Consider the following 25,391-nt stretch of genomic DNA (forward strand, 5'->3'; position numbering starts at 1 on the left):
TTATTTATATAATTTTTTGAAACTTCTGCCAACACTCAAACGTTTAAAGAGTTAGTGAAAAAAAGGGGTTGGGAATATGAATCTTGCATTATGGGTGCTAATCACCTTACTATCAGGTTATTTAATTGGCTGTCTCCATGGTTCAAATGTGGCGCAACGGCTTTCTGGGGTGAATGTAAAGGAACAGGGAGTAAAGAATGCGGGGGCATCCAATGCCACTATTGTATTAGGCTGGAAATACGGGGCACTCGTTGCATTTGTTGATATTGGTAAAGGAATACTTGCAATCGTCCTTTTGCGTCTTATATTCGAATCTACTGATCTTTCCTTGGAGTATCAATGGGTCCTATTATTTCTTGTGGGGGCATCTGTCGTAATAGGTCACAATTATCCATTTCAGATGCATTTTGATGGTGGTAAAGGAACGGCATCTGTTATTGGAGTGATGTTAGTACTGGATTGGAGAATCGGATTGGTTGGACTTATCTTGCTGATTGTCGTTTCATTGGTGACAGATTACTTATTAATCGGTGTACTGTTCTTATATATTACATATATCATTTTAGCCTTTTTGATTACAGAAAGTACTATGCCAATTGTCATAACCACCGCACTCTTCTTACTTGCGTTATGGAAGCATCGCGAGAATATACACCGTTTGAGATCCGGGATGGAACCACGAGTTTCTTCGGTTATCAAAAAGAAAAAAGTGACTCACTCCAATTAATTGGGGAATCCATTTTTTATTCCGAATTTACTAAAAAGTCGTTAAAATTTCATTCGGCCAGAACAATCATTATTCCGTGAACCGAATGAAAGTGCTAAACTGAGGTAAGGGGTAAAGACTACTGGCCCGCATCATGTCGGTCAATATCTGCCCGACTCCGAACCAACTTTTCTAAGGGAGATGAAACCATGCAAGAAACATTAATCGAACGCCTTGTACGTTATGCCAAAATTGATACACAATCAGATGCTGAAAGCACCACTTGTCCATCTACACCAGGTCAGTGGGACTTATTGCACGAACTAGAAAAAGAATTGGCTTCAATCGGAATGGAAGACATTTCACTTGATGACAATGGTTATTTATTTGCCACTTTGCCTGCAAATTCAGAACGTGAATTGCCAACAATCGGCTTTTTAGCTCACGTCGACACAGCAACTGATTATACAGGTAAGAATGTAAACCCTCAGCGTATCGATTGCTATGAAGGTGGCGACATCCGATTAAACGAAGAAACCGTTATGTCTCCTGACGATTTCCCAGAGCTTAATAATTATATCGGGCACACTTTAATAACAACAGATGGCACGACTTTACTAGGTGCCGACAACAAAGCAGGAATTGCTGAAATTATGACAGCTATGGAGTTTCTAATTAATAATCCAGACATTAAACACGGCAAACTTCGTGTTGCCTTTACTCCAGACGAAGAAATTGGGCGTGGGCCACATAAATTTGATGTTGAAAAATTTGATGCCAAGTATGCTTATACAATGGATGGCGGACCTCTTGGAGAACTTCAATTTGAAAGTTTCAATGCAGCTGGTGCTAAAGTTATCACACGTGGGACAAGCGTTCATCCAGGTTCAGCTAAAAACAAAATGGTCAACGCTCTGACCATCGCCATGAAGTTCCAATCTTATATGCCTGCAGATGAAGTGCCTGAGAAGACTGAAGGACATGAAGGATTCATCCACTTGATGAATTTCAACGGGCATGTAGAAGAAGCCAAATTGTCTTATATCGTACGTGACTTTGACCGTGAAAAATTCGAAGCGAAGAAAGCATTATTTGAAGAAGCTGCTTCAAAAATCAAAGCAGAATACGGATCAAATGCAATTTCGTATGAACTGCATGATCAATATTTCAACATGGGTGAAAAAATTGAGCCTGTAAAAGAAATTGTCGATATTGCACATGAAGCGATGACGAATCTATCAATTAATCCATTAGTCATCCCAATTCGTGGAGGTACTGACGGTTCACAATTATCATATATGGGCATGCCAACACCTAATATCTTTACAGGTGGCGAAAACTATCATGGAAAATATGAATACATTTCAGTCGATAACATGGAAAAAGCAACCAAAGTCATGATTGAAATGATTCAACTGTTTGAAAGACAAGCTTAATATTGCCATAACACAAGCATTGACTGTCCTCCTGACAGACTGTGCTTGTTTTTTTATGGAATTTCCTATGACATTGAATTTCCCAATAAACGTCACCTAATTTTGCACCATCCGGCATATATTTTATGGGAATCGTAGAAAACATCATAAGCAGGTCATGATTACTTATCCTGCACCGACAACTTCACAATTTTGTAAAGACTTTTCCAGTAATTAATGAAAATCATTCTCATTAATTCTTTGTTTTATGGTATGATGTCTTAAGTGAGAACACCTATCAGTTAGATGGAGGTTACAATGATGCATACTGCTGTTAAAGCTGAATCCCTTTCAATTGGATATTCTGATCATTTACTATTTGAGAATTTAAATTTACATATACCCCGTGGAGAAATTTCCGTTTTTGTTGGCAGCAATGGCTGCGGAAAGTCAACGTTGCTTCGTTCTATTGCACGTTTATTGAAACCGACAACCGGTTCTGTCCTATTGGAAGGAAAAGATGTTCACCGCATGTCTTCCAAAGAAGTGGCTAAAAAAATGGGTATACTGCCTCAATCACCCGTTTCACCAGAAGGTCTGACGGTTCATGATTTGGTGAAGCAAGGCCGTTATCCCCACCAGTCATGGTTGAAGCGCTGGACTGAAGAAGATACAGAAAAAGTGGAAGCCGCAATGGAAGCAACGCGAATTAGCGATCTTCGTGACCGCGCCGTTGATACATTATCCGGTGGCCAACGACAACGTGCTTGGATTGCAATGACACTCGCTCAAGATACCGATCTCATCTTGCTTGATGAACCTACGACTTATTTGGACATGACGCACCAAATTGAAATTTTGGATTTGCTGTTTGAATTAAATGAGAAAAAAGATCGTACCATCGTGATGGTATTACATGATTTGAACTTAGCATCCCGATACGCCCACAATATCATTGCCATTAAAAATGGCGATGTCCATGCTCAAGGTAAACCGGAAGATATCATTACTTGTGATTTAGTTAGATCAGTATTTGGTATGGAATGCCAAGTTTCAAAAGATCCAATGTTCGGCACACCTCATTGCATCCCTTATGGTCGGGGACGCTGTGTAGTACCAGAATTACGAGTTTCTACAGGTGCGTAAGTATGAAGAATACTCTTAAACAACTTTCTGTGTTTGTCGATGATGACCGTCAGCCCGTTATGACACTCGGTGAGGCTCATACTGCACATGGCATAAACAGAATGCTTCAAACTGTTCGAGACATAACGGATGCACCAACGGATGCCGTTGCTGCATCTGTTTTTTTTCGCCGCATTGGTTTCTTGTTAGCAGCTCAATTCAATACGATTGCGGTACACAAGCAAGTTTTTGCCGGACCTTTAAACCACATTGGTATTATTCAGGACGACTATACAATTAAGTTCACAGTACCAAGTGAAGGCTATATCAAAGTGCAAGATGAAGAACAAGCTTTGCGATTCGTTCTGGACACCTATGGTCATCCTCTAGTTGAATTCTTTAGTCAACATGCGAAGATCCCTAAGTTGATTTTATGGGAAAATATATGGGGGTACGTCATATGGGTTTACAGTCAACTTATTCAGGATGGTGTTACGACCGCCTCATCGAATCTGGAATTTTTGTTGCTAGAAAGCACGTGGAAACCGCAAATGAGACGTTCACCTTTTAAGCAATTTTTGCAAAACCAATCAGCCCTTAATGCAATGAAAGACTATAAACGAGTTACATGTTGTTTATTAAAAGAAATGCCTAATACCAATAGATGCTCCTATTGCCCACACGCTGACTAAGCGTGTTTTTTTAATCTTTCCGAATAAATTTATTGTCCGACCCCCTTAAGTTATTAATATATTTCGAAAAATGTATTAGCGTCTAAGGGATGCAAATTTATTAAGAGGTGAAGAAAATGAAAAATTGGAAAAAAGCAAGCGCTGCTATATTAGCTGCAGGACTTATTACAACTTCTGCTGGACAAGTTTGGGCCAACGAAACTGAAAAAGTAGATTCTAGTTTAGAAGTTTCTCAAGACACTACTGTTACAGCTGAAGATTTAGAAATCGCTTCATTAGTTCCAACTGGTTATACTGCCAACAATATTTTTGCACTATCTAAAAACATTGAGAAAATTAGTAATCCAACTGCAAAAGCTGCATTGCAAAAAAACATTGATAAAGCATTAGCTAAATGGGCTGAGAAAAATGCTGAAACACCTGAAGTTCCTGAAGTAGAACTTCCTGAAACTCCAGAAGCTCCAGAAGCGGAACTTCCAGAAACTCTAGAAGTTGAAGTTCCTGAAACTGATGTTCCTGTAGTTGAAGCTCCTGATACTGAAGTTGATGAAGAGAAGGAATTAAATGAAAAAGCTACAGCTGCTCTAGCTAAAGCTGAAGAGAAAAAGGCTGCTGCTCAAGCTAAAGCTGAAGAGAAAAAGGCTGCCGCTCTAGCTAAAGCTGAAGAGAAAAAAGCTGCTGCTCTAGCTAAAGCTGAAGAGAAAAAGGCTGCCGCTCTAGCTAAAGCTGAAGAGAAAAAAGCTGCTGCTCTAGCTAAAGCTGAAGAGAAAAAAGCTGCTACTCAAGCTAAAGTCGAAGAGAAAAAAGCTGCTGTATCTGAAAAAGCCGCAAAAGCTAAAAATGGTAAAGAATAGTACAAATAACTAAATTAAGCATACAAATTGAGCCCAATTCGCATCCGAATTGGGCTCTTTTAATATGCCTTATATCAGCTTTGAATATGATTAGCACTCGCTTTAAGCCAATCTTCCCTTGAGTAAACTATCAATTCTCTATATTAATTGGATTTGCAATGACTGTTCTATTTCTTCCTTGTTGTTTTGCTTGATATAATGCTTTATCTGTAGCGTGAAGTAACTGAGAAAAATGATTTGCGGTCTCTGAGGAATTTCCTATCCCCATTGAAACAGTGATCGGTTTTCCAGATGGGCTTATGGTGTTTTCAGTTTTTTTTCTAATTCGTTCTGCAATCATATTAGCCGTCCCAATATCGGTTTCTGGAAGAACAATCAAAAATTCCTCTCCACCCATGCGGAAACACATATCGCTTTCCCTTGTCTCATTTTTTACTAACGTGGAAAGATATTTTAATACTTCATCTCCCACTTGATGTCCGTATTGATCGTTCACGGTTTTAAAAAGGTCAATATCAAGGAGGATAATCGAATACATTTCTAACGAATTAACTTTCTCTTCTAACGAACGACGATTATAGTAACCTGTCAATGGGTCCAGGTTAGATTCACTCTCAACATTGATGATTTTTTTTTCATAAAATTCAACAGCTATTAAAATAGCACGTTCCAATTCTTTTAATTCAAAATACCAGTCTGGAATGTGAGGTTTCGGTACCGAAGAATCTACTGTAATCTGTTGGGCATAGAAGGATAAATTTCTTATCGGGTCCACAATTTTCTTCAACATGACAAGAGACATTAGAAAAACAAAAATCATAAATGGAATAGCGATTAAACACACCTGCTTCGCCATTTCTATTGTTGGTTCTAAAATTGCTTTTTTAGGTGTTTGCGATATAATTCCCCAATTGTTTGCAGAGCTTGCATATGCTGCTAACATAGGTATCCCTTTAGTATCGAGAATCTCTTGAGCTCCATTTTCTCCTTTTAACACTTTCTGAATGATTTTGTTCTCTATTGCATTTTCTCCAATTCTAATAGGATCGGGGTGATAGATAATATCACCATGAGAATCAACTACATATACATACGAATCATTTTGATGTTTTGGATGTTGACCAAGTACTTTTTTCAGGCTATTGTCCTCATGTAAATATATGGTTCCAGCAAGAAACCCTAAGTATGAACCATTATCGTCAAAGACGGGCACTGAAATAAGCAATATCATTCTTCCTGTCACACTTATGTAAGGCTGTGATATTAAGGGTACTTTTTGTATTAAAGCTTCTTTTGCACCCGGCGTGTTCAATTGTATACCCTTCAAGTTTACTTCTGGTGCTGAGGCAACGACCTTTCCTTTTGAATCAACAAATAACGTAGAATTAAAAAAAGTAGTAGAATCCAAAAAATGCGTTAATTCTTTATTTATTGCGGTAGAATCTGTATGTAAATATTCACTATCTTGAGATTCCAATGTTAGACTTTTTAACATAGTACTAAAAAGTGAATTCGTTGTATCAGCTAACTTTTCTGCATAAAATTGATTTTCTATTAAGTAATTCTTCTCAAGGTTATTTTTACTTACTACTACTCCTGAAATAACACTTCCTGCTAAAGTACCAATCATGGCAAAGCCCAACAGTGTTAAAATTAGCAATTTTACACTCAGCATTTTTGGTTTCATATTTTTTTCTCCAATTGATTTAGTCCAATAATCCATTCATATATTACACTATTTAGGAATTGATTGGTTATAAACCATAAAAATGTATATTATCAGAAAACTTCGACAGGTAATTCGGAACTCTTTCGTTCCTTTTACATCTATTAAGGGTCAATGTGAATAGTCTATTAATTATCACCTCATTATTGGACATTCTGAAAGATAATAAATGAGTTACATAATGTTTTATGATTACTGCAAAACAAAACAGCACAGTTAATTAACTGTGCTGTTTATTAAAGTTTCTTATGTCACAATTCGTATTAGCTAGTTATGCTTTCAATAACGATTGGGTAATAGTAGGTAATATTATTTCTATCGTTGTTCCCTCATTTAATTTACTTTCAATTGTTAACTTACCGTTATGACTTTCGATTATCTTATAACAGGTCATTAGTCCAAGACCAGTACCCTTTTCCTTTGTTGTATAAAATGGCTCTCCCAGTGTTGGCAATCGTTCTGTTGGAATTCCGATACCTTCATCAATAATTTGAATAGAAATTTTATCTTCTTCTTTTTTCTTAACCTTAACCTCAATACTTCCCCCCTGAGGCATGGCTTCGATTGAATTTTTAAGAAGGTTTAGAAAAACCTGCTTTAACTGATTTTTATCGCAACTCACCATTGGCAAATCACTTTCAAACTCAACAAAAATTTGAACATTGTTCAATATTGACTGAGTATTAATTAAGGTTACTATTTCTTTTATCAATACCGTAATATCTTGTTCTAGAAAAGTTGCTACGCTTGGTTTGGCGAGAACCATGAATTCACCTACGATTGAATTTATCCGTTCAAGCTCTGATTCTACAATATCAAAATATTCATCTTTGAGCTCATTGGACTTCAATAGATATATAAATCCTTTGATGGAAGTTAGGGGATTACGGACTTCATGGGCTATACCTGCTGCCATTTGACCCAACATAGCCAGTTTTTCTGACTTTTGGAGTTGCTGTTCGTTCTGTGCTTTTCTTATAGTGATATCCTTTCCAATTGAAAGGATTGCCTCTTTTTCACCAAAAACGATATACAATGAAGAAACTTCAAAAAAGAACATCGATCCATCAAAACGTTTCATTCTGTGTTCTATACTGTTTAACGGAAGTTTCTGTTTCATTGCCTGTTTTACTCGTTCATGAATACGCTCTGTGTACTCGGGCTCAAAAAAGTCATGTATGGATTTTCCGATTATGTCTCCCATATTGGAAGCTCCAAACATGCAAACAGTGGCTTTATTTACATAAACAATCCTATTATCCTGATGGATAATAACTGATTCAGGCAATGAATCAATCAACCTTTTATAGCTTTCCCCACTAGACCGTGCCTGTTTTTCATAGTAACGAGCTTTATCATATTGCCTTCCAACAAGCCAAGCAATAAATGTAAATATAAAAAAGTCTATCGTAAAAAAAACCTCATAATTCACAATCTTTTGAAAGGTAGTAAATGTTATCGAAATTAACACCAAAATAATTTGACCCGAATTATTCATTTTATCCCTCTTAAATAAGTATATTTGCAAACAATTATTGTAAATTATTTATTCAACGATTTGACGATATATTTCTTTATCTATATCTTTTTCCACGATATTCCACTCTTACAAAAAGCTACTACTATTTAATTCGACATTTTAACATTAAAACTCCTCTTTTCCTTTGAAAATTGCATATACAATATGTGAAATGCGCGTATCTATTTCATTATTTATTCTGTGCTATGTAGATAAGCAACTTCAAAAAATATCCTTTTTCAACTAACACGTATTTTCATATTAATATAACTACCCCAGTAATATTAAAGAAAGACTACTATTGTCACTGGTCAGTTAGTTGAAGAACAAAAGCCTCCACTTAATAATATTATCGCTTGGATTCTACGCTAAAAAAAATCCATGCACAAGTGCATGGATTCATAGTCTTGACTAACACAACTTAACGATGAGGGGGGTTAAGAATGTGTTTTTATGATCAGCATCGATTTGGAGAAAAGTCGCTGACATGGCTTCTTCCCTAATTTTCAGAAAGATTGTCTTTGGTATACGATAATGATAATCATTATCACTAAATATGTCAACACTTTACCGGTTAATTTTTTGTATACTACATTTATGACTACTTTAACGAACGATCAAATCCGACAATTAAATATGTATAGCACTTATATCATTCCTCCTGCTCACCCACTGTTTACACGTAAACAAATGGAAGACATTGATTTCCTGGCAGTAGTACAAACAATCACGGGTATTAGCAACAAAACGGTTGCTGCTTCTTACCTTATGCGTCGCTATGGGATGTTTATATCGACACAATTTGTCATGCTGGCTACTTACGATGAATTATGGTTGGGACAACATGAAGATTTGATGTTTGCTGCTAATGTTGAATATGGAAATAAGGGTATCAGTATGTATATCGATAAGAAAGACTTTATGGATGTAGAGAACCTTCCTCGTGAAGCTCTCATACAGAAAATATTGAAGGAACAAACTTATTCATTGATCCTAGAAATTCGAAAGCACTCTTCTGTCTCTCCTTTGACATTGTGGGAAAACGTTTTTGGATTTTTACTATGGCACTACTCTGTTCTTCTTGGAAATCCTGCGACTGAAAAGCAAGCTCGCATTGATTTGGAGATCTTAAAATCATCAAACGTTTGGGAAGGAATCGCAAATCATTCATTATTTAAAGCCTACTTAAAAGACCTTGAGCCAGCACAGCTTTTGAATTCTCCTGTACGAACTACATGTTGTTTCTCCAAAGATGTTCCGGGATTGCAAAAATGCGGTTTCTGTCCTCTTCAATAGTTAAAAATACCCATTTGGACATTGGGATGTTTTAGCAATGACTAAATAGGATAAACCTAACATTAAGAAGATGAAAAGGAGCGTGTCAATGACATGGAAAACATTCAAGGTAAAGTTCAAGAGGAATTAAATAACGTAAGTTCAGAAAAAAAAGAAGAAATCTTAGCGAATTTTTCAACCTTTAAATCTTATTTAGGCGATAAAGTAGCAATGGGTGAAAAATTAGGTCTTGGCGAAGAGCAATTAGCAAAGACTGCTGAAAAAGTAGCAGGCTATTTAGCAAATAATGAAGAGCCTCGTAACAGCGAAGAAAACTTGTTACAAGAATTATGGAAGTCTGGCGATAAAGATCAGCAACATGCTTTGGCTCACATGTTAGTTAATATGGTGAGAAAATAAGCATTTGAAAGGTGTGGATTCGTATGACGAACAACCCTTTTGACGATAAAGAATGTGAAAATCAAAAAGGTCGTAAATTAGACAATCCAGATGTAGTGGAAACAGACAAGGAAAGCCTTTTCGATATGCATGAAGACATGCAAACCGTGGATGCTGTTCCTGTTGAAGAATTAATTGAAAAAGTAAAAGATGAAGAAAATAAACGACATTCAAAAGATACTTCTTCAAGTGAAAAACGTTATCCAGAATAAGCGAAAGCCGGACTCTCCTTTTGGAGATCCGGCTTTTCACATTTCTATCATCATTCTTCTTCAACTGTTGAAGTTGCAGCTTCTTTGATTTCCGCGCGTCTTGCATAAGCATTTTTCAAAATCGTCTTAATCACTGCGTAAGTTGGAATCGCAAGAATAATCCCCCATAACCCGGCAATATTTCCTGCAGCCAAAATGACTGTAATAACGGTCAAAGGATGAATATCTAGAGCTCTTCCCATGACATTCGGTGAAATTAAATTACTTTCAATCTGTTGTGCAACCAGCATAATAATCGCTACATAAATAGCCATTTGTGGTTCTTGAATGAAACCTATAATAAGAGCAGGAATTACAGAAATATAAGGACCTAGGAAAGGAATGACATTCATAAACATCCCAAAAATAGCGAGAATGAGTGCATAATCTAGTCCAATAATTAAGTATCCAATCAACAACATCATACCAACTGCAAAACTTACAAATAGTTGTCCCTGAATATAGGATTTCAGTGTGATATCAATATCGACCAATGTTTTACGAATCCATGTTTTCCGTTCCCCACTAAAGAAATTGGCAACAAATGGTGCGAACTTCTCGTGATCTTTCAATAAATAAACAAGGAAAAACGGTATCAATACCAATAAAAATAACCCTTGGAACATGCTTTGAATAAATGTGATTAGCCCAACACCGAATCTTTGTGCAAAGTCATTCACTTTTGAAGACTGATTATCAATTGATTCTTTTATCGAATCAGGTAAACGATTTTTTTGATCAAGTGCATAATCAACCATGGTTTGAACATCTTTAGTAATTTTTGGTGCATCTTCAACTAATGAATTCACTTGCTTTGTAACTGCCGGACCAATCATGAATGAGAACAACCAAAGGAAAAATCCAATCGCGATAAAGATAGCTAGAATGCTTGTCCATCTCGGCCAGCCTTTTGACTCTAAAAAATTAAGCAGAGGTCTCGTTAAATAGAATAAAACCCCTCCAAGCAATAAAGGTAAAAATATGGTTTGCCCTATAATGACAAGCGGCGAAAATATCCCTTTAACTTCAATAAACATTCGTATAATAAGTAAAGCCAGCAAAATCCCGACCCCAACTTGAAACCAAAGCTTTTTCGTCAATACATTCACGTCCTATTATGTTTGTTTTTCTTATTATAAGTTATTTTTGGTAATAACGGGTATACATACTTGAAAATGGTTAAGTGAGGAAGTTTCTAATGGATTATTACGAGGAACTTCGACATCATATGGTTCACCGTCCCCTTCTCCTACCGGGATCCTTTGTTATTATTTTAAATGATAAAAATGAAATTTTATCGCAAGAACGTAAACCCGGAGTTTTTGGGTTTCCCGCTGGTTTAATGGACATAGGGGTAAGCCTCGAAGAAACAGTTAGACGGGAAGTACTGGAGGGAACAGTCTGAACGTAATGGACTTGAAATTATGTCATGTTTTTTCTGGACCAGACTACTATTTTAAAATTGATAATGGCGATTAGTTTTAACTTCTGTTACTTTCGTTTAACAAAAAAAGAATTTTACTGGAGAACTTTCAAATATGTGAAGATGAAACACTTAGTTTAGGCTTTTATTCATTAAACATGTTTAGAGTTGTGAGGTTTTGGGTAAACATAATACCGAGGATTTTCTCGCCTACTTTGTTCCTCTTATTTTCGCGCAACAAAACAAAAACTCCAGGCAAAAGATAATTTTGGGAGGAGAAAGTTTAAATGAATTGGTATGAAAAGTTAAATCAATATTTTCCAGTCGAAGAAATGAAATCAAAAGAACATATGGAGACATTGCTGACTGAAAAGGGTAATGTTTATATAAAAGATGAAGGTCCAAAACACGTGCTCATGTACGTTGAGTTTGAAAACTTTGTATTTGTGGATTATCTTTTTGTGTCGAAAGAAGCCCGAGGTGAAGGATTAGGTCGCAAACTTCTGAACAAATTAAAAGAAAAGAACAAAGCAATTCTCCTTGAAGTCGAACCTGTAAATTATGAAGATACGGATACCGAAAAACGCCTTAAATTTTACGCCCGGGAAGACTTCAAACATGCATCCCGCATTGGTTATACTCGTCGATCTTTAGCCACCGGCGAAAATACCGTTCTTGAAATACTCTATTGGTCACCTACCGATCAGGATGAAGAAGAAATTTATAACGCAATGAAGTGGACTTATGAAAATATCCATACCTTTAAAGATGAGCAGTTTTATGGTGATTCATACGACCCTTCCAGCGAGGTACTCGTCTTTAAGACAGACAAAAAACCAAATATGCTTGAATCTTATTAATACAGTACAGACGAAAGAGCCGTTCATTCCGGTCCTTTCGTCTTTTTTGCGGAAACGGCTGACTTAGTCGTTTTCATTTTTGTATAGATAGTAATCTTGGGCATGCACTACTTTAAAACCCACGGATTCATATAAATTCAAGGCATGAGCATTTTTTGTTTCCACTTCCAGATACACGGAATGGCCTTGCATACTTTGTTCTTTGACGACTTTTTGGAGCACTTTTCGACCTGTACCTTTCCCCTGGAAATCAGGAAGAATGGAAAAACCATATATCCATGCTTGCCCATCTTCACGCTTAATACGAATCTTTCCGATTGTTTGAGTGTCCACTTCGATCATTAACATATCGGTATCTTCATCGCTTTCTATTCTGCTTTCTATTCTGCTTTCCATTGCTTTAGCATCTTCCTCTAGTACACCGAACGCCTCGACGTCCAAACGAATTCTCATGTCCAGATCTTCATTCTTTGCCTCTCGTAAAGTCACACCCTCTACTTCATTAAGAGGTCTTTCCTGCCACTCCATTTGGTGTTCGGAAAATGCAGGAACGGCGTCATGTTTATTCAAAAAGGCCTTCGCTTCCTGAGATTCAGCTGGTGCGTTGAGCAAAATTTTCTTGAATTTCTGTTGTTTTGCTTTTGCCATCGCCTTCATAAACAAACGTTTAAAATGACCTTTCCGGCGTTCGCTTGGCTTTACCATACCGCATACTTCCGCAGTTGAACCAAAAGCGTAAATCCCTAAAAATGCAACTAGTTCATTTTCTTCATAATAAAGAAAGTCACGTTCCTCCAAATCACGGGTCCTTAGCATTTCCCAGTTCAGTTTCAGTTGTATCCCATCATGTGCTTCACATTCTTTTTGAAGAGTCTCAATGTCTTGCAATTGTTTTGTCGTAAACATATATTTCTCCTTCTATTCTGATTATTTCTACATAAAAATAGCTTCCCACATTTTAGAGCGGGAAGCTACTGATTATTTAGATTTTGTATAACTTGCAATCGCTGTGGCAATTTGGTCTTCAATTGGCGTCACAGCTGCCAAATCATTATTAATCAGAATGGAGAATGTCAGCAACTCACCATCTTTTGTGGTGGCATATCCAGATAAGGCAGATACGGCGGTCAATGTACCTGTTTTTGCTTTCACATTTCCGACAGTAGGTTCAGTTTTCATTCGATTGCGTAAAGTTCCTCCGGTAAAACGGTCACTTATCCCTGCAACTGGCAATGAAGATAAGAATGTTTTGTACCATGGCTCATTTTGTACAGCCACAAGAAGATTTGTTACTTCATTGGAAGGAATCAAATTGACGTGAGACATGCCCGAAGCATCGCGGATCATGATTGTTTCCATATTCAAACCCATTTCCTCTGAATTCTCTTCTATCACCTGAAGTCCCTTCTCCCAGCTTCCTTCCCCGTAAACCACTTTGCCCATTTCCTTTGCCAATACTTCAGCGTGTCCGTTATTGCTAAGTTTCATGAAAGGAATGAATAGTTCTTTCAGTGCCATTGAGTTTTTAAAAGTCAGCAATTGAGCATCACTAGGCGTTTTGCCTAACGTGATTTTGTGCTTACCGACAAATTTAATACCTTGTTCCTCCAAAGATGTCTTGAACAAGTCCAACGCATAATAGGAAGGCTCCCAAATCGCAATCCATTCACGGGTGACAGTGCCGCCCGCTGGGACTGTTCCCTCAATAATGATATTGTTCGATCCATGTTGCCGTTCAATTGTTATGTCTTTCACTTCTCCGGCAGCAACCGTTTTAGAACGATTGATGATGTTTACCACATCAGTTTCAGGCAATACTTTAATCTTTGCCGGTTCACCGACAATTGAATTTGGATGTGCTTCCACAATTACTGTACCTGCATCATAATCTGCATTCGGAGATGCCGTTAGTGCTGATACTTGTGCAGCGTAATAATAGGATTCATCCGTCCAAGTAATATCCTGCGACAAACGGACATCGTCATACCAGGTATCGTCACCGATTAAGTTTCCATTTATCTTCTTAATACCACGAGCTGCAAGATCCTTGGCAAATACGTCGAAGTCCTGCTTTAACAACGTAGGATCCCCTTTACCTTTCAAGTACAAATCTCCCGACAACATTCCCGCTTTTACAGTGCCATCACTCAACACTTCCGTAGAGAACTTATAATTTTCTCCGAGTGTTTCGAGAGCAGCTGCTCCTGTGAGAAGTTTCATATTCGATGCCGGATGCAACCTCGTTTCACCAAAATGGTCATAAATAAGTTCTCCTGAGTTGGCTTTCCTAATACTCACACCTGTGGTGGCACCGTCGAGACGTTCGTCCTGAAGAATTTTATTAATGCTGATTCCTAATTGGGCATATTCATCTGTTGCAATAGCCGTTTGTTGTTTGGTTCCATCCGTAAATGGATAAAAAGCGAGCATCACTATAAAAAGAGTTAGAATATACTTTTTCACTTTCAACTTCGTTCCTCCTAAAAATAGTATTGGAGAGAGCATATCATAAAATAATTTGAATATTATGTAATTTTTAGAGTGATTGTAAAAAACGTTCTTTTCTCACATGCGCTCTGTCGAATGTCTATTTCTATATATGTGGACTGAATGAAGGTTATGTAAACAAACGGGAGATTTTCACTTCTTTCGTCACACTAAAAAAACTCACTTCAGAAAAGTGAGTTTTGGACGTGTGGTTAAGTACACTCCACACAGTATGACAACCAATCCAACTATCATATGAACAGAAATCGCTAAGAATTGAAATGAATACGAATGATATACCCCAAAACAGACTTAAGGCAATTAAAGCTATGTATTCACGCATAAGAAGTACTTCCTTTACTGAACCTCCGTTCGATAATGTGTTGGGGACTGATTGGTGTATTTATGGAAAGCTGTTGAGAAATGGGCGGCATTCAGATAACCGACAGATTGAGCAATATCGCTTACTTGCAAATCAGTCGTTAGGAGTTGCTGTTTTGCTAGATCCATTCTTGCTTTCATTAAATAACGTGTTGGTGATACGTTCATTTCTTTCGAAAATACTTTCTGTAAATAGGTTGGAGAAACAAATAGTTGCTCAGCCAATTTTTTCAATGTAAGAGGTTCTGCTAATTGTGTTTCAATTATTTCGATGGTTTGATTGACAATTTGTGAACGCGGCTGAACAAATGCCACATCATCTGGACAACATCGTTTACATGGACGATACCCAGCCTCCAAGGCTGCACCCTGTGATAAAAAAATGGAGACGTGCTGACGAAGTGGCAACTTGGAAGGGCATGATGGCCGACAAAAAATAAGTGTTGTCGAAACCCCATAAAAGAACCGACCATCAAAGCGATTATCATTGTTTCTGATGGCTATCCATTCAAATTCTTTCATGGGCAATGCCCCCCTTTTATGTGGCTTTCATACTTGTCGGCTCATGCTAAACATGCACCAAACTGTACGATAAAAAACAGAATCGTTTATCAAAACTTTTTTCTTTATAGTAACACATTACTTCTGTCTGAAAATTAAATGCCAACAATTGAAAAGCATACAGAACTGAAGTTATTTATAATAGGACTAGGGGGTGTTCATATGTATAGAGGCTATTTGAATTCACCAATTGGACTCATTGAAGTAATAGCAACTCAGGAAAACCTTATATCTGTATTGTTCGTAGAAGAACAAAAGCATTCCCATGAAAATGAAATCGTCAAACTTTTCCTTCATGAGATTGACTCTTATTTCAAAGGTCAACTTATACACTTTACGATTCCATCGTTGAACGGCACCATTTTTCAAAGTGAAGTATGGAATGAGCTCATCCACATCCCATATGGTAAACGAAGCAGCTACTCCGAGATTGCTCACCAAATTAATAGACAAAAAGCAGTTCGGGCAGTTGGATCGGCTATCGGGAAAAATAAATTAGCCCTCATTGTGCCTTGTCATCGAGTGGTCGGAAAAAATGGATCTCTGTCCGGATTTGCGTGGGAAACATGGCGAAAAGAATGGTTACTTGAACATGAAAAGAACCATTCACAAAAGTGAACGGTTCTTTTCTCTTATTTACCGTGATAGCCAAAATTCATATGCTGATAGCGTCCACGTATGATTTGATAAATACCGTATAAAATCAGACCTAGAGCAACCATAGCAAGAATCAACTGGCCAAATGGTTGTCTGGCAAGTTCCGCTAATGCCCCACCCAAACCTTTGGATTCTTCTGGGTTATTCGTATAGGCAGTACGGATAAAGAAGAAACCTACCATACTCAGTACCACTCCACGTGCGTTCAATCCGATTTTTCCTGAAAGTCGTGCTATTTTACGTTCTTTTTCATTCATTTCATATGTTTTGAATTTATCCATAAACTTTTCTTTGACTCCACTATAGAGCTCATAAAGTCCATAACCAATGATGATAACTCCCACTAAACCGACTATCCATTCCCCAAAGGGCTGCTCCATCAATTTGGCTGAAATCGTCTTTTCGCCTCCACCTTCAGCGTTTCCAGTGTGACTTGCCAGTTTAATTGCCCCAAAAGCTAAATTCGCATAAATAATCCCACTAATAAAATAGCCGGTCCGCTTAATCAGCCCTTTTGCATCATTTCCTTCGTTTTCAGGATCTTTAAAAGCTTTTATGAAATCCCACATGATATAACCAATTAAGCCGATGCCAATGACCCATAAAACAAAATCTCCAAATTGCATTTCTGCAATGGATTGCAATGCACCCGAAGTTCCGGTTGTATCTCCTCCGGGTCCGAAAGCAGCAAGTGCCGCCAGGATTCCAATCATCCCGTAAACAACACCTTTTGTCATATAGCCGAATCGCCCGAATCTCCGTACCCAAGGTTTCGCTTCTCTCATTTTATCTTTCGCATGTGCTGTTGATGTGTTCATCACGGCCACTTCCTCTACATTTACTCTTACAACTGAAGTTCCCTTTTGAGTGAGATTGGAAACCTTACAACAGAGGCGGTTTTAATTAAATTAGAAGCGATTACTGGGCATAAAGGGAAACTATAAGAATTTTAGAAGTATATACTAATATTTGGTGCAATCTATTATACTTTTCTGGAATCGATTAGAAGGAGACGTAACATTTGAAGAAATTATTAACTGTTGTATGTATGTTAACTTTTTTGATATCTGGTTGTTCAGATGATGTGAATAAAAAAGAATCAACTCATCCAAGGAGTGAATTGGAAAAAAGCATCGCAAATTCTCTCATAGAAAATTTCGGTCATCGCCATGAATTTCCTGAAGACGCTGTAGAAGTTCTGGAGTTCGATGAGACGACTGGCAAAATGAAAGTCATCGCATTGACCTATATTTATGAAGATGACATCTATGCAGACTTTAAAGCCGAAATCCTCTCAAGTTGTGCTAGTGTACTACAGGATATAAAGAGACAATCGGAAGTGACAGAAGTTGACTTTATCGTTGCTGTCCCGGCTTTAGATGAAGATGGAAATCAGATGAAGAATTTAGAAGGTAATCCGATTGATAACATGACTATTTTCAATATGGTGTTTGAGAGAAAGAACTTAAAGAATATTAATTTCAACGAATTGGATCCTTTAAAACTCTCCAAAAAAGCAAATTTCTATTTTGAAGCTCTGATTGAATAATTGCGTTACGGTTTATTTGGCATGGATAAAGATTTATTCGGCATCAACTTCAGTTTAATCGGCATGAGCAAAGTTTTATTCGGTTTCGCCCATTAATTTCCTCCTGATAGAATTGAATTACATGATTGAATAGCAAAAGACAGGGCCTCTGCCCTGTCTTTTATTTTGTTGCATGCGCAATCCAGCCACCAAATAGAGTGGTCGAAAAGAATTGTGTTACCCGCTCGAAACCAGCTTGTTGTAAGAGTTCTTCAATCTGAGTTGCAGGTATGAATGACAGTTCACGAACCGACTCTTCCATCGCCTCCACATCTTCTTGTGTTAAATCAGTTAAATCCAGCCAAATCGATTTCCATAAATTCATCCGCTCATCGAATTCTGGATTCGATTGATCACCAAACATCGATACGAGTACAAATGGAGCTCCCGGTTGCAATCTTTCTCTTACTGTTTTCAATAAACTCAGTTTTTCTTCAACTGTTTCAACGAAATGGAGGACAAGCAAACATGTGGCAGCATCAAAAGTTTCATTAAATTCGATTTGTTCAACTATCCCTGTATGTATGGACACTCGATCTTCGATTCCTGCGTTTTTCGCTTTTTGCATAGCGACTTCAAGCATAGCTTCTGAAGGGTCTACTCCGGCGAAAGTCCACGTAGGATTTGCTGTTCCAAAGGTCACGATTTCATTTCCTCCGCCAGCTCCAATGACCAACACTTTTGCGGAGTCGTTTACATTCGCACGAAGGAATGACTGAACCATCCGGAACAATGCATCGTAAGTTGGTAGAGCACGGCGAATGCCTTTATCGTATTCTCTTGCCATTTCCAGATCAAATTCCAAATCATCTTTCATTGTGTTTCCCCCATTAATTAATCATTTATTACCTTCTATTATGGGACAGTTCATTGAAACTTTCAAACCGCTACATATTCGCTATCTTAAGAGACTAAATGGTACACTTTTACAATAAAAGCGAAAAGCTTCTTTCTAGCCAGACACTGGTGCTTGGAGCTGGAACTAATAAATCATATGCCCTTTTGGAGGCTGATATATATGGAAAATACTATGATAAAGCGGACTCTGGGCCAAACAGATTTACACCTGTCCCCCCTTGGACTAGGGACTTGGCAATTCAGTAAAGGATCAGGTGTCGTTGGCAGATTTTGGGGAGCACTGGATGATGAACTTACGGAAAACATCATTAAAACGTCATTGGATGGCGGCATCAATTGGTTTGACACTGCTGAAGTATATGGTGGCGGTGAGTCCGAAAGAATTTTAGCGAAAGCGCTTGAAAATATAGGTGCAAGCCCTGAAGAAGCTCGAATTGCGACTAAATGGTGGCCTATGCTTCGAACAGCAGGTTCCATTCCGAAAACGATTAATAATCGTAAAGAGGCTCTTCAAAATCGCAGGATCGACTTGTACCAAATTCATCAACCCTATTCACTCTCATCTGTTGAAAAGCAAATGCTGGCCATGATTGAGCTAGTAAAAGCTGGTCATATTAACCATATCGGCGTTAGTAATTTCAACGCTTCTGCAATGGTCAATTCCCACCGGATTCTTAGTGAAAACGGACTGACACTGGCTTCGAATCAAGTGAAATACAGTTTACTGGACCGACGTATGGAGGAAAACGGAGTTCTGGATCGCGCGAAGGAATTAGGCATTTCCATCATTGCTTACTCGCCACTTGAGCAAGGAATACTAACTGGGAAATTTCATGATAATCCTGCATTGATTCACGATGCCAAAGGACCTCGTAGATTTCAACGCAAATTCAAGGAAATAGGATTGGCAGAATCTAAACCACTCATAACTTTACTGGATGCCATTGGCGAAAAATACAATGTCAGTGCCAGCCAAGTAGCTTTGAACTGGACTATCCATTATCATGGAGAAACGGTTTTTGCGATTCCCGGTGCCACTAAAGTTCATCACGCACAAGATAATGTCGGTGCATTAACGTTTAAACTCGATGCGGGAGAACTCGAAGAAATTTCACGCGCTTCCTGGAAAGTTCTTCAAAAATAACAGGAGTAGTTATATTTCGAGGAGTGAGTTCATGTTAGAAAAATGGATTGAAGAAGCGACCGGACATCGTGTTAGGAGAAGTGCCACATTAAAAGGTGGCGTTTCATCCGAGATGACTAAGCATGAGCTTTTAACAGGACAATCTGTCGTCTCGAGGCTTATCACGAATCGTGAATGGCTTTCTGACGAGCCAGATTTAATTGAACATGAAAAGCAAAGTTTATTGCTCATGGAGTGTATGTCCGTACCAACTCCACACTTCATTTCGGAAGCAACTCCTAGATTTGAAGCTTTGTTGATGACTGAAATACCCGGAAAAGTTCGATTGGATATATGCAATCTACCAACCAGCTTAAATCAATTAGCTGGTACACTGCATGCTATCCATCAAACTACAATTCCCGATACCTTTAAATGGACTTACTCTTCCTATGTGGATATTACAAATGTGTCGATACCTACATGGACTGCTCAACAACAGGCGTGGTTATTTGCCATTGAGTTTGTTAGTTCAAATTCTCCCGAGTTTCAACCTGTTTTAATTCACCGTGATTACCATCCGACCAACATATTGTGGGAAGGAAATGAATTGAATGGTGTCGTTGATTGGATCAATGCTTGCAAAGGTCCGTCTTTGGTAGATGTTGCACATTGCCGAATAAACTTAGTGATGCTATATGGTATTAAAATTGCCGATTATTTTCTGGAAGCGTACATGCAATTATCCAATGAAAACTATACTCCCTATTGGGATATTCTCGCTTTCCTGGATTTTGTGGATGAGCATTTAGATGTCTATGAAGGTTGGACCGATTCCGGTATCAATGACCTGAACCAAAAAGTCTTGAAGCATCGTTCCGACGAATATATTCAAAATTTAATAGCCAAATTGGACGCCTTTTGAAAGGCGTTTTTTTGTTGACTTTTATTTCAAAACAAATAAATTTTTAGAATATTTTAAATTACACTTGTAATTAGATTATTCAGTATTGTATAGTCTTATACAATACTGAATAAAGGAGTTAGGAATGAATACAATGTTATTACTGCCAAATACCGATGAAGAAATAATGGACACACACGACGAAGACATTATCATCACAACTCGGGAAGGAAAAATCATTAAAGTCACGCAAATCAGCGGCGAACATTATGGCCTGACCCCTGTGGAACTTTTAGGAAAGTCTGTTTTTGACTTGGAAGCGAAAGGAATTTTTTCTCCAGCAATTACTCCTGAAGTTGTGGAAAAAAAGAAGAAAATCGTGACCGTTCAAACTACACCCTCTGGACGAAAAGTATTAATTACCGGCATTCCCCTTTTCAATGAACAACGTGAAGTCGAGTTCGTCATCAGTTATTCTTACGAACTGTCAGAGCTCATTGTTATGAAAGAATACTTGCAAGATTTAGAGACTGAAATGTCTAAGGTCAAAGAAGAACTTGCCCATCTAAGAGATCAGCATATTCAAATTGATGGATCCATTATGGAGAGTCAATCTTCTGCGCGTGCAGTTAATACAGCCCTGAAAATCGCACGCATCGATGCTCCGATTGTCATTCATGGTGAACGTGGTGTCGGCAAGACTACCTTGGCAAAATTTATTCACAGTCAAAGTAATCGAAGTGATGGTCCATTTATTGAAGTTAACTGCAGTACAATTCCTGAAGCTGTATTTGAAATCGCTTTCATTGGTAATCAAGAGTCCCAATCACAAGGCTATTTATCCATAGCTTCTGGCGGTTCACTTGTATTAAAAGAACTGGATCAACTATCGCTAGCTTCACAAGCAAAATTATTCTACCTTTTGAACAAAAACACTACAGCCAGAATTATAGCGTTGAGTGAAACTCCATTCGATGAATTAGCCAAAGAAGGAAAACTGCGGGAAGACTTATTCTATCTTCTTCATATCGCCCCCATTCATTTGAAACCTCTAAGAGAAAGACCCGAGGATCTTGAAAAAGCGATTTCCTTATATGTAAAGGGCTTTATCGATCAGTATAACGATGAAAAGAAAATAGCAGATGATCTATATATTCACCTTCTCCAACTTGAATGGAAAGGAAACTTCCGTGAACTGAGAAATGTTTTGGAACGGATTTTCATCACAAGTGATTCGAATAAAATAACGCTTAAAGATTTACCATTACACTATCAACCTTCTGAAGGAGAACAAATAGGGATTGACTTTGATGGACAAACCTTGCCACATATTTTGGAGTTTGTAGAGAAGAAAGTACTGCTGAATACACAAAAAAGGTATAAAACGACAACAGAAATGGCCCACGTCCTTGGAATCAGCCAACCTTCAGTCGTTAGAAAGTTAAAAAAATATACCAGCTCCCCTATGGAAGATGAAATGGATAAAATCACTTAAACATTAAAAGAGCAATACTTGTTGGTTAACCTTTAAGAGTATACTTTCCTAACTCACCTACCCATTATTAATTTTCAGAATCTCGAAATCATCCGGTAACACGATTAAGCCCCTACTGGCCAGGGACTTGATATTTTAGATAGTCACATACTTTAGTAATAGGGGGAAATTATGTTGAAAAAATGGTTGTTAGTTTTATGTTCGCTTATGTTGCTAGTCACGTTGGGCGCATGTGGTAAAGAAGGTGAATCCACTGCTTCTGGTAAATCAGGAGAACCGTTAAAAGTAACTCTTCCTACATGGACAGGTTATGGACCACTGTTCTTAGCGAAGGAAAAAGGCTTTTTCGAGAAAAATGGTCTGGATGTGGAGCTTTCAATTATTGAAGGTTTGGGAGAACGTAAAGCTGCATTAGCAGGTGGCAAAATTGACGGAATGGCGACTGCTTTAGATGTACAAGTCACATTAGCAGGAGCTGATATTCCTGTCCAAGTTGTATGGTTATTGGATGATTCATACGGCGGTGATGGAATTCTCGTGAAAAGTGATATTAATGATGTGAAAGACTTGAAAGGCAAACAAGTTGCTTTTGAAGTTGGTTCAACTAGCCAAATGCTTGCCTTAACAGCATTAGAGCAAGGTGGATTAACGGAAGATGATATTACTGTTGTTCAAATGTCAGCTGGTGACGCTGGTGCAGCCTTTGCAGCTGGTAAAGTAGATGCCGCTGTTACATGGGAACCTTGGTTGACTAAAGGTGCGGAGGCTAACGGAAAAGTTTTATTAACAACAAAGGATTTACCAGGCATCATCCTAGATACAGTTGCTTTTAAAGAAGACGTGATAAAAGACCGCCCAGAGGATATAAAAGCCTTTGTAAAAGCAATGGGTGAAGCAATGGATTATTGGAAAGAAAATGAAAAAGAAGCAAATGAAATTATGGCAAAAGGTCTTAATATCGACGTAAAAGAATTTGAAGCAACAGTCACTGGATTGAAATTCTTTACAAAAGAAGATAACGCGAAATTATTTGGTACTGAAAGCGAAAAAGGTTCGATTTATCAATCAGCAGAAAATGCTATTCAGTTTTATAAAGATCAAGACATGCTTGAGAAAGACTTAAAAGCAGATGATGTTGTGAATGGAAGTTTTCTTCAAGAGTAACTAATTACTAATTCAAATGAGCTAAACGGCTTTCAATAGGATGTATGAATTGTCACGTACCATCTTGGTGATTGATATTCAGGGTTTAACTTGATAGGCGTTGGTTTTTGCCTATTCAAGTTAGGCTCAAATCCAAAATACATACATAGATGGAGGGTACTAAATGGGAACCAAATGGTTTACACCAAATAAAGAGATACCTAAAAAGATTTATACTTCTGCTGGTCTTATTACATTTATTTTTGTTCTAGGGATCTGGTCGCTACTAAGTTATAGCGGGTTCGTAAATCCCTTGTTCTTACCCACTCCAACCGCAGTCTTAGCTACAGCAACAGAAATGTTTATGAGCGGAGAGATTTTCTCTGATATCGGCATCAGTTTTTCGAGGGTATTTACAGGATTTCTTATCGCCGCATTAATTGGCATTCCTCTAGGAATACTCATGGGATCCTTAAGAATTATGGAAGGTGCTTTTGAACCTATTATTGGGTTTATTCGATACATGCCTGCATCCGCATTTATTCCTTTATTAATTTTATGGATTGGTCTTGGCGAATCCGAAAAAATGGCCGTTATTTTCTTAGGAACGTTCTTCCAACTTACACTCATGGTTATGGATGTTACCAAAAACGTGCAAAACGATTTAATCGATGTTTCTTATACACTTGGTGCCAAGAATGCTCAAATTTTCACTAAAGTAATTTTACCCGCTTCATTACCGGGAATCGTAGATACGCTTCGTATTACGTTTGGTTGGGCTTGGACGTATTTAGTGGTAGCAGAAATTGTTGGAGCATCCAGTGGCTTAGGCTACATGATTATGCAAGCCTCCCGCTTCCTCCAACCAGAAAAAATTATCGTCGGTATTTTAATTATCGGTTTGTTAGGACTCATTACAGATATCATGTTCAAATCCATTTACCGCGCTTCGTTTTCCTGGATGAGAAAGGACGGTTATTAAGATGGTCGCACCAAAACTAGAAGTGAACGCAATAGGAACACCCAATATATTAAGTGAAGGGAAAACAGCTCCACGAATTATCACACCAAAATTGGAAATCAAAGATGTAGGTAAAATATTTAAAACGAAATCTGGAGAAACCACAGCGCTTGAAAAGACATCTTTTACTGTGGAAGACGGTGAATTCGTCACCATATTAGGACCTTCAGGATGCGGGAAATCAACCATACTACGTATCGTAGCAGGCTTGGAAGTGTCTACTTCGGGTCAGGTCCTGCTTGATGGACAAGAAATTAACGGTCCTGGTCCGGATCGTGGCATGGTCTTCCAATCATACACTCTCTATCCGTGGTTAAATGTCAAAGATAACATCACATTCGGTTTAAAGTTAAAAGGCGTTTCCCAAAGAGAGCGGGATGATCTTGCTGGACATTACCTTCAGTTAATTGGGCTGGAAGGTTTTGAAAAGCATTACCCTATTCAATTATCTGGAGGTATGAAACAACGCGTAGCCATTGCACGAGCTTTGGCTAATGATCCAAAAATATTATTGATGGACGAACCATTTGGAGCACTGGATGCACAAACAAGAACCATCATGCAAGAAGTTTTGCTAAAAGCATGGGATGAGTCCAAAAAGACGATTTTATTTATTACACATGATGTCGATGAATCTATCTTTTTAGCTGACTCTGTATATGTGATGACCGCAAGGCCAGGACGTTTAAAAAAGAAAATTCCAATCACGCTGGATAGACCACGGGAATTCAGTATGAAAAACACGGCAGAATTCGGACATTACAAAGAAGAACTATTGTCTCTCATTCGGGAAGAAAGCCTGAAATCAATTAAGTAAGAACCGTTTTCTTAAATCGAAATAATGCTCACTATGATCTTGGAGGTCAAT

General features: G+C 38.0%; 27 protein-coding genes. 18 read left to right on the forward strand and 9 right to left on the reverse strand.

The window, feature by feature from the left end; translation table 11 throughout:
* The first annotated feature begins 76 nt into the window (after positions 1 to 76).
* The 5 genes from MHH33_RS15585 (at position 77) to MHH33_RS15605 (ending at position 4,792) form a co-directional block, all read left to right on the forward strand.
* Entirely contained in the window at positions 77 to 727 is a 651-nt protein-coding gene (locus MHH33_RS15585) for a glycerol-3-phosphate acyltransferase (RefSeq protein WP_342542263.1), read from the forward strand.
* Positions 728 to 915: 188 nt separating this feature from the next.
* Positions 916 to 2,142: a peptidase T gene (pepT, locus tag MHH33_RS15590; protein WP_342542264.1), complete on the forward strand. Its 1,227-nt coding sequence runs from the start codon at positions 916 to 918 to the stop codon at positions 2,140 to 2,142.
* Positions 2,143 to 2,439: 297 nt separating this feature from the next.
* Entirely contained in the window at positions 2,440 to 3,267 is an 828-nt protein-coding gene (locus tag MHH33_RS15595) for an ABC transporter ATP-binding protein (RefSeq protein WP_342542265.1), read from the forward strand.
* Positions 3,268 to 3,269: 2 nt separating this feature from the next.
* On the forward strand, positions 3,270 to 3,938 hold the full coding sequence (locus tag MHH33_RS15600; protein ID WP_342542266.1) for an IucA/IucC family C-terminal-domain containing protein: 669 nt from the start codon (positions 3,270 to 3,272) through the stop codon (positions 3,936 to 3,938).
* 116 nt (positions 3,939 to 4,054) lie between these two features.
* Positions 4,055 to 4,792: a hypothetical protein gene (locus tag MHH33_RS15605; protein ID WP_342542267.1), complete on the forward strand. Its 738-nt coding sequence runs from the start codon at positions 4,055 to 4,057 to the stop codon at positions 4,790 to 4,792.
* A 130-nt stretch (positions 4,793 to 4,922) separates the two neighbouring features.
* Here MHH33_RS15605 and MHH33_RS15610 read toward each other — a convergent pair whose 3' ends face one another.
* Positions 4,923 to 6,479: a sensor domain-containing diguanylate cyclase gene (locus MHH33_RS15610; RefSeq protein ID WP_342542268.1), complete on the reverse strand. Its 1,557-nt coding sequence runs from the start codon at positions 6,477 to 6,479 to the stop codon at positions 4,923 to 4,925.
* A gap of 310 nt (positions 6,480 to 6,789) precedes the next feature.
* Positions 6,790 to 8,016 (reverse strand): ATP-binding protein, encoded by a 1,227-nt coding sequence (locus MHH33_RS15615; RefSeq protein WP_342542269.1) that lies wholly within the window; start codon positions 8,014 to 8,016, stop codon positions 6,790 to 6,792.
* Between the two features lie 555 nt (positions 8,017 to 8,571).
* On the opposite strand from MHH33_RS15615, the gene MHH33_RS15620 reads away from it, so the two are divergent.
* The 3 genes from MHH33_RS15620 to MHH33_RS15630 all read left to right on the forward strand — a co-directional run bounded on the left by MHH33_RS15620 (position 8,572) and on the right by MHH33_RS15630 (position 9,983).
* Complete coding sequence (locus MHH33_RS15620; protein WP_342542270.1) at positions 8,572 to 9,333, forward strand: hypothetical protein; 762 nt, start codon at positions 8,572 to 8,574, stop codon at positions 9,331 to 9,333.
* A 93-nt stretch (positions 9,334 to 9,426) separates the two neighbouring features.
* The gene (locus tag MHH33_RS15625) at positions 9,427 to 9,732 is read left to right on the forward strand and encodes a DUF3243 domain-containing protein (protein WP_016428444.1); all 306 of its coding nucleotides are present in this window, start codon (positions 9,427 to 9,429) and stop codon (positions 9,730 to 9,732) included.
* A 23-nt stretch (positions 9,733 to 9,755) separates the two neighbouring features.
* A complete protein-coding gene (locus MHH33_RS15630) occupies positions 9,756 to 9,983 on the forward strand; it encodes a hypothetical protein (protein ID WP_342542271.1) in 228 nt (75 codons plus the stop codon).
* Between the two features lie 50 nt (positions 9,984 to 10,033).
* Here MHH33_RS15630 and MHH33_RS15635 read toward each other — a convergent pair whose 3' ends face one another.
* Complete coding sequence (locus tag MHH33_RS15635; protein ID WP_342542272.1) at positions 10,034 to 11,122, reverse strand: AI-2E family transporter; 1,089 nt, start codon at positions 11,120 to 11,122, stop codon at positions 10,034 to 10,036.
* Positions 11,123 to 11,220: 98 nt separating this feature from the next.
* Here MHH33_RS15635 and MHH33_RS15640 point away from each other — a divergent pair, with 98 nt between their 5' ends.
* Both MHH33_RS15640 and MHH33_RS15645 read left to right on the forward strand, forming a co-directional pair.
* Entirely contained in the window at positions 11,221 to 11,427 is a 207-nt protein-coding gene (locus tag MHH33_RS15640; RefSeq protein ID WP_342542273.1) for an NUDIX domain-containing protein, read from the forward strand.
* 305 nt (positions 11,428 to 11,732) lie between these two features.
* Positions 11,733 to 12,305, forward strand: coding sequence for a GNAT family N-acetyltransferase (locus MHH33_RS15645; protein ID WP_016428448.1), 573 nt, complete (start codon positions 11,733 to 11,735; stop codon positions 12,303 to 12,305).
* A gap of 63 nt (positions 12,306 to 12,368) precedes the next feature.
* Here the strand turns inward: MHH33_RS15645 and MHH33_RS15650 are convergent, their stop codons facing one another.
* From MHH33_RS15650 to MHH33_RS15665, 4 genes are all read right to left on the reverse strand, one after another.
* Positions 12,369 to 13,211: a GNAT family N-acetyltransferase gene (locus MHH33_RS15650; protein WP_342542274.1), complete on the reverse strand. Its 843-nt coding sequence runs from the start codon at positions 13,209 to 13,211 to the stop codon at positions 12,369 to 12,371.
* Between the two features lie 72 nt (positions 13,212 to 13,283).
* Entirely contained in the window at positions 13,284 to 14,774 is a 1,491-nt protein-coding gene (dacB, locus tag MHH33_RS15655; protein ID WP_342542275.1) for a D-alanyl-D-alanine carboxypeptidase/D-alanyl-D-alanine-endopeptidase, read from the reverse strand.
* A 148-nt stretch (positions 14,775 to 14,922) separates the two neighbouring features.
* On the reverse strand, positions 14,923 to 15,135 hold the full coding sequence (locus MHH33_RS15660) for a hypothetical protein (RefSeq protein ID WP_342542276.1): 213 nt from the start codon (positions 15,133 to 15,135) through the stop codon (positions 14,923 to 14,925).
* 14 nt (positions 15,136 to 15,149) lie between these two features.
* Positions 15,150 to 15,695, reverse strand: coding sequence for an Ada metal-binding domain-containing protein (locus tag MHH33_RS15665; protein WP_342542277.1), 546 nt, complete (start codon positions 15,693 to 15,695; stop codon positions 15,150 to 15,152).
* Between the two features lie 201 nt (positions 15,696 to 15,896).
* Here MHH33_RS15665 and MHH33_RS15670 point away from each other — a divergent pair, with 201 nt between their 5' ends.
* Positions 15,897 to 16,352, forward strand: coding sequence for a methylated-DNA--[protein]-cysteine S-methyltransferase (locus MHH33_RS15670; protein ID WP_342542278.1), 456 nt, complete (start codon positions 15,897 to 15,899; stop codon positions 16,350 to 16,352).
* A 14-nt stretch (positions 16,353 to 16,366) separates the two neighbouring features.
* Here the strand turns inward: MHH33_RS15670 and MHH33_RS15675 are convergent, their stop codons facing one another.
* Positions 16,367 to 17,209 (reverse strand): DUF1206 domain-containing protein, encoded by an 843-nt coding sequence (locus tag MHH33_RS15675; RefSeq protein ID WP_342542279.1) that lies wholly within the window; start codon positions 17,207 to 17,209, stop codon positions 16,367 to 16,369.
* A 203-nt stretch (positions 17,210 to 17,412) separates the two neighbouring features.
* Between MHH33_RS15675 and MHH33_RS15680 the strand changes: the two genes are divergently transcribed.
* Positions 17,413 to 17,940 carry a hypothetical protein gene (locus MHH33_RS15680; protein ID WP_016428455.1) on the forward strand — a complete coding sequence of 176 codons (528 nt, stop codon included), beginning with the start codon at positions 17,413 to 17,415 and terminating at the stop codon, positions 17,938 to 17,940.
* Positions 17,941 to 18,100: 160 nt separating this feature from the next.
* Here MHH33_RS15680 and MHH33_RS15685 read toward each other — a convergent pair whose 3' ends face one another.
* A complete protein-coding gene (locus tag MHH33_RS15685; protein ID WP_342542280.1) occupies positions 18,101 to 18,796 on the reverse strand; it encodes a class I SAM-dependent methyltransferase in 696 nt (231 codons plus the stop codon).
* A gap of 201 nt (positions 18,797 to 18,997) precedes the next feature.
* Between MHH33_RS15685 and MHH33_RS15690 the strand changes: the two genes are divergently transcribed.
* The 6 genes from MHH33_RS15690 to MHH33_RS15715 all read left to right on the forward strand — a co-directional run bounded on the left by MHH33_RS15690 (position 18,998) and on the right by MHH33_RS15715 (position 25,340).
* On the forward strand, positions 18,998 to 19,981 hold the full coding sequence (locus MHH33_RS15690) for an aldo/keto reductase (protein WP_342542281.1): 984 nt from the start codon (positions 18,998 to 19,000) through the stop codon (positions 19,979 to 19,981).
* 31 nt (positions 19,982 to 20,012) lie between these two features.
* Entirely contained in the window at positions 20,013 to 20,885 is an 873-nt protein-coding gene (locus MHH33_RS15695; protein ID WP_342542282.1) for an aminoglycoside phosphotransferase family protein, read from the forward strand.
* Between the two features lie 124 nt (positions 20,886 to 21,009).
* Complete coding sequence (locus MHH33_RS15700; RefSeq protein WP_342542283.1) at positions 21,010 to 22,359, forward strand: sigma 54-interacting transcriptional regulator; 1,350 nt, start codon at positions 21,010 to 21,012, stop codon at positions 22,357 to 22,359.
* A 171-nt stretch (positions 22,360 to 22,530) separates the two neighbouring features.
* Entirely contained in the window at positions 22,531 to 23,523 is a 993-nt protein-coding gene (locus tag MHH33_RS15705) for an ABC transporter substrate-binding protein (RefSeq protein ID WP_016428460.1), read from the forward strand.
* A 163-nt stretch (positions 23,524 to 23,686) separates the two neighbouring features.
* A complete protein-coding gene (locus tag MHH33_RS15710; protein ID WP_016428461.1) occupies positions 23,687 to 24,484 on the forward strand; it encodes an ABC transporter permease in 798 nt (265 codons plus the stop codon).
* A 1-nt stretch (position 24,485) separates the two neighbouring features.
* Positions 24,486 to 25,340: an ABC transporter ATP-binding protein gene (locus MHH33_RS15715; protein ID WP_342542285.1), complete on the forward strand. Its 855-nt coding sequence runs from the start codon at positions 24,486 to 24,488 to the stop codon at positions 25,338 to 25,340.
* Positions 25,341 to 25,391: the final 51 nt, after the last annotated feature.

The sequence above is a fragment of the Paenisporosarcina sp. FSL H8-0542 genome (assembly GCF_038632915.1).
GTDB lineage: Bacteria > Bacillota > Bacilli > Bacillales_A > Planococcaceae > Paenisporosarcina.

Excerpts from the sequence above, each read along its gene's own strand:
- MHH33_RS15585 (WP_342542263.1), top strand. The coding sequence starts at position 77 with ATGAATCTTGCATTATGGGTGCTAATCACCTTACTATCAGGTTATTTA.
- pepT (WP_342542264.1), top strand. The coding sequence starts at position 916 with ATGCAAGAAACATTAATCGAACGCCTTGTACGTTATGCCAAAATTGAT.
- MHH33_RS15595 (WP_342542265.1), top strand. The coding sequence starts at position 2,440 with ATGATGCATACTGCTGTTAAAGCTGAATCCCTTTCAATTGGATATTCT.
- MHH33_RS15600 (WP_342542266.1), top strand. The coding sequence starts at position 3,270 with ATGAAGAATACTCTTAAACAACTTTCTGTGTTTGTCGATGATGACCGT.
- MHH33_RS15605 (WP_342542267.1), top strand. The coding sequence starts at position 4,055 with ATGAAAAATTGGAAAAAAGCAAGCGCTGCTATATTAGCTGCAGGACTT.
- MHH33_RS15610 (WP_342542268.1), bottom strand. The coding sequence starts at position 6,479 with ATGAAACCAAAAATGCTGAGTGTAAAATTGCTAATTTTAACACTGTTG.
- MHH33_RS15615 (WP_342542269.1), bottom strand. The coding sequence starts at position 8,016 with ATGAATAATTCGGGTCAAATTATTTTGGTGTTAATTTCGATAACATTT.
- MHH33_RS15620 (WP_342542270.1), top strand. The coding sequence starts at position 8,572 with ATGATAATCATTATCACTAAATATGTCAACACTTTACCGGTTAATTTT.
- MHH33_RS15625 (WP_016428444.1), top strand. The coding sequence starts at position 9,427 with ATGGAAAACATTCAAGGTAAAGTTCAAGAGGAATTAAATAACGTAAGT.
- MHH33_RS15630 (WP_342542271.1), top strand. The coding sequence starts at position 9,756 with ATGACGAACAACCCTTTTGACGATAAAGAATGTGAAAATCAAAAAGGT.
- MHH33_RS15640 (WP_342542273.1), top strand. The coding sequence starts at position 11,221 with ATGGATTATTACGAGGAACTTCGACATCATATGGTTCACCGTCCCCTT.
- MHH33_RS15645 (WP_016428448.1), top strand. The coding sequence starts at position 11,733 with ATGAATTGGTATGAAAAGTTAAATCAATATTTTCCAGTCGAAGAAATG.
- MHH33_RS15650 (WP_342542274.1), bottom strand. The coding sequence starts at position 13,211 with ATGTTTACGACAAAACAATTGCAAGACATTGAGACTCTTCAAAAAGAA.
- MHH33_RS15660 (WP_342542276.1), bottom strand. The coding sequence starts at position 15,135 with ATGCGTGAATACATAGCTTTAATTGCCTTAAGTCTGTTTTGGGGTATA.
- MHH33_RS15665 (WP_342542277.1), bottom strand. The coding sequence starts at position 15,695 with ATGAAAGAATTTGAATGGATAGCCATCAGAAACAATGATAATCGCTTT.
- MHH33_RS15670 (WP_342542278.1), top strand. The coding sequence starts at position 15,897 with ATGTATAGAGGCTATTTGAATTCACCAATTGGACTCATTGAAGTAATA.
- MHH33_RS15675 (WP_342542279.1), bottom strand. The coding sequence starts at position 17,209 with ATGAACACATCAACAGCACATGCGAAAGATAAAATGAGAGAAGCGAAA.
- MHH33_RS15685 (WP_342542280.1), bottom strand. The coding sequence starts at position 18,796 with ATGAAAGATGATTTGGAATTTGATCTGGAAATGGCAAGAGAATACGAT.
- MHH33_RS15690 (WP_342542281.1), top strand. The coding sequence starts at position 18,998 with ATGGAAAATACTATGATAAAGCGGACTCTGGGCCAAACAGATTTACAC.
- MHH33_RS15695 (WP_342542282.1), top strand. The coding sequence starts at position 20,013 with ATGTTAGAAAAATGGATTGAAGAAGCGACCGGACATCGTGTTAGGAGA.
- MHH33_RS15700 (WP_342542283.1), top strand. The coding sequence starts at position 21,010 with ATGAATACAATGTTATTACTGCCAAATACCGATGAAGAAATAATGGAC.
- MHH33_RS15705 (WP_016428460.1), top strand. The coding sequence starts at position 22,531 with ATGTTGAAAAAATGGTTGTTAGTTTTATGTTCGCTTATGTTGCTAGTC.
- MHH33_RS15710 (WP_016428461.1), top strand. The coding sequence starts at position 23,687 with ATGGGAACCAAATGGTTTACACCAAATAAAGAGATACCTAAAAAGATT.
- MHH33_RS15715 (WP_342542285.1), top strand. The coding sequence starts at position 24,486 with ATGGTCGCACCAAAACTAGAAGTGAACGCAATAGGAACACCCAATATA.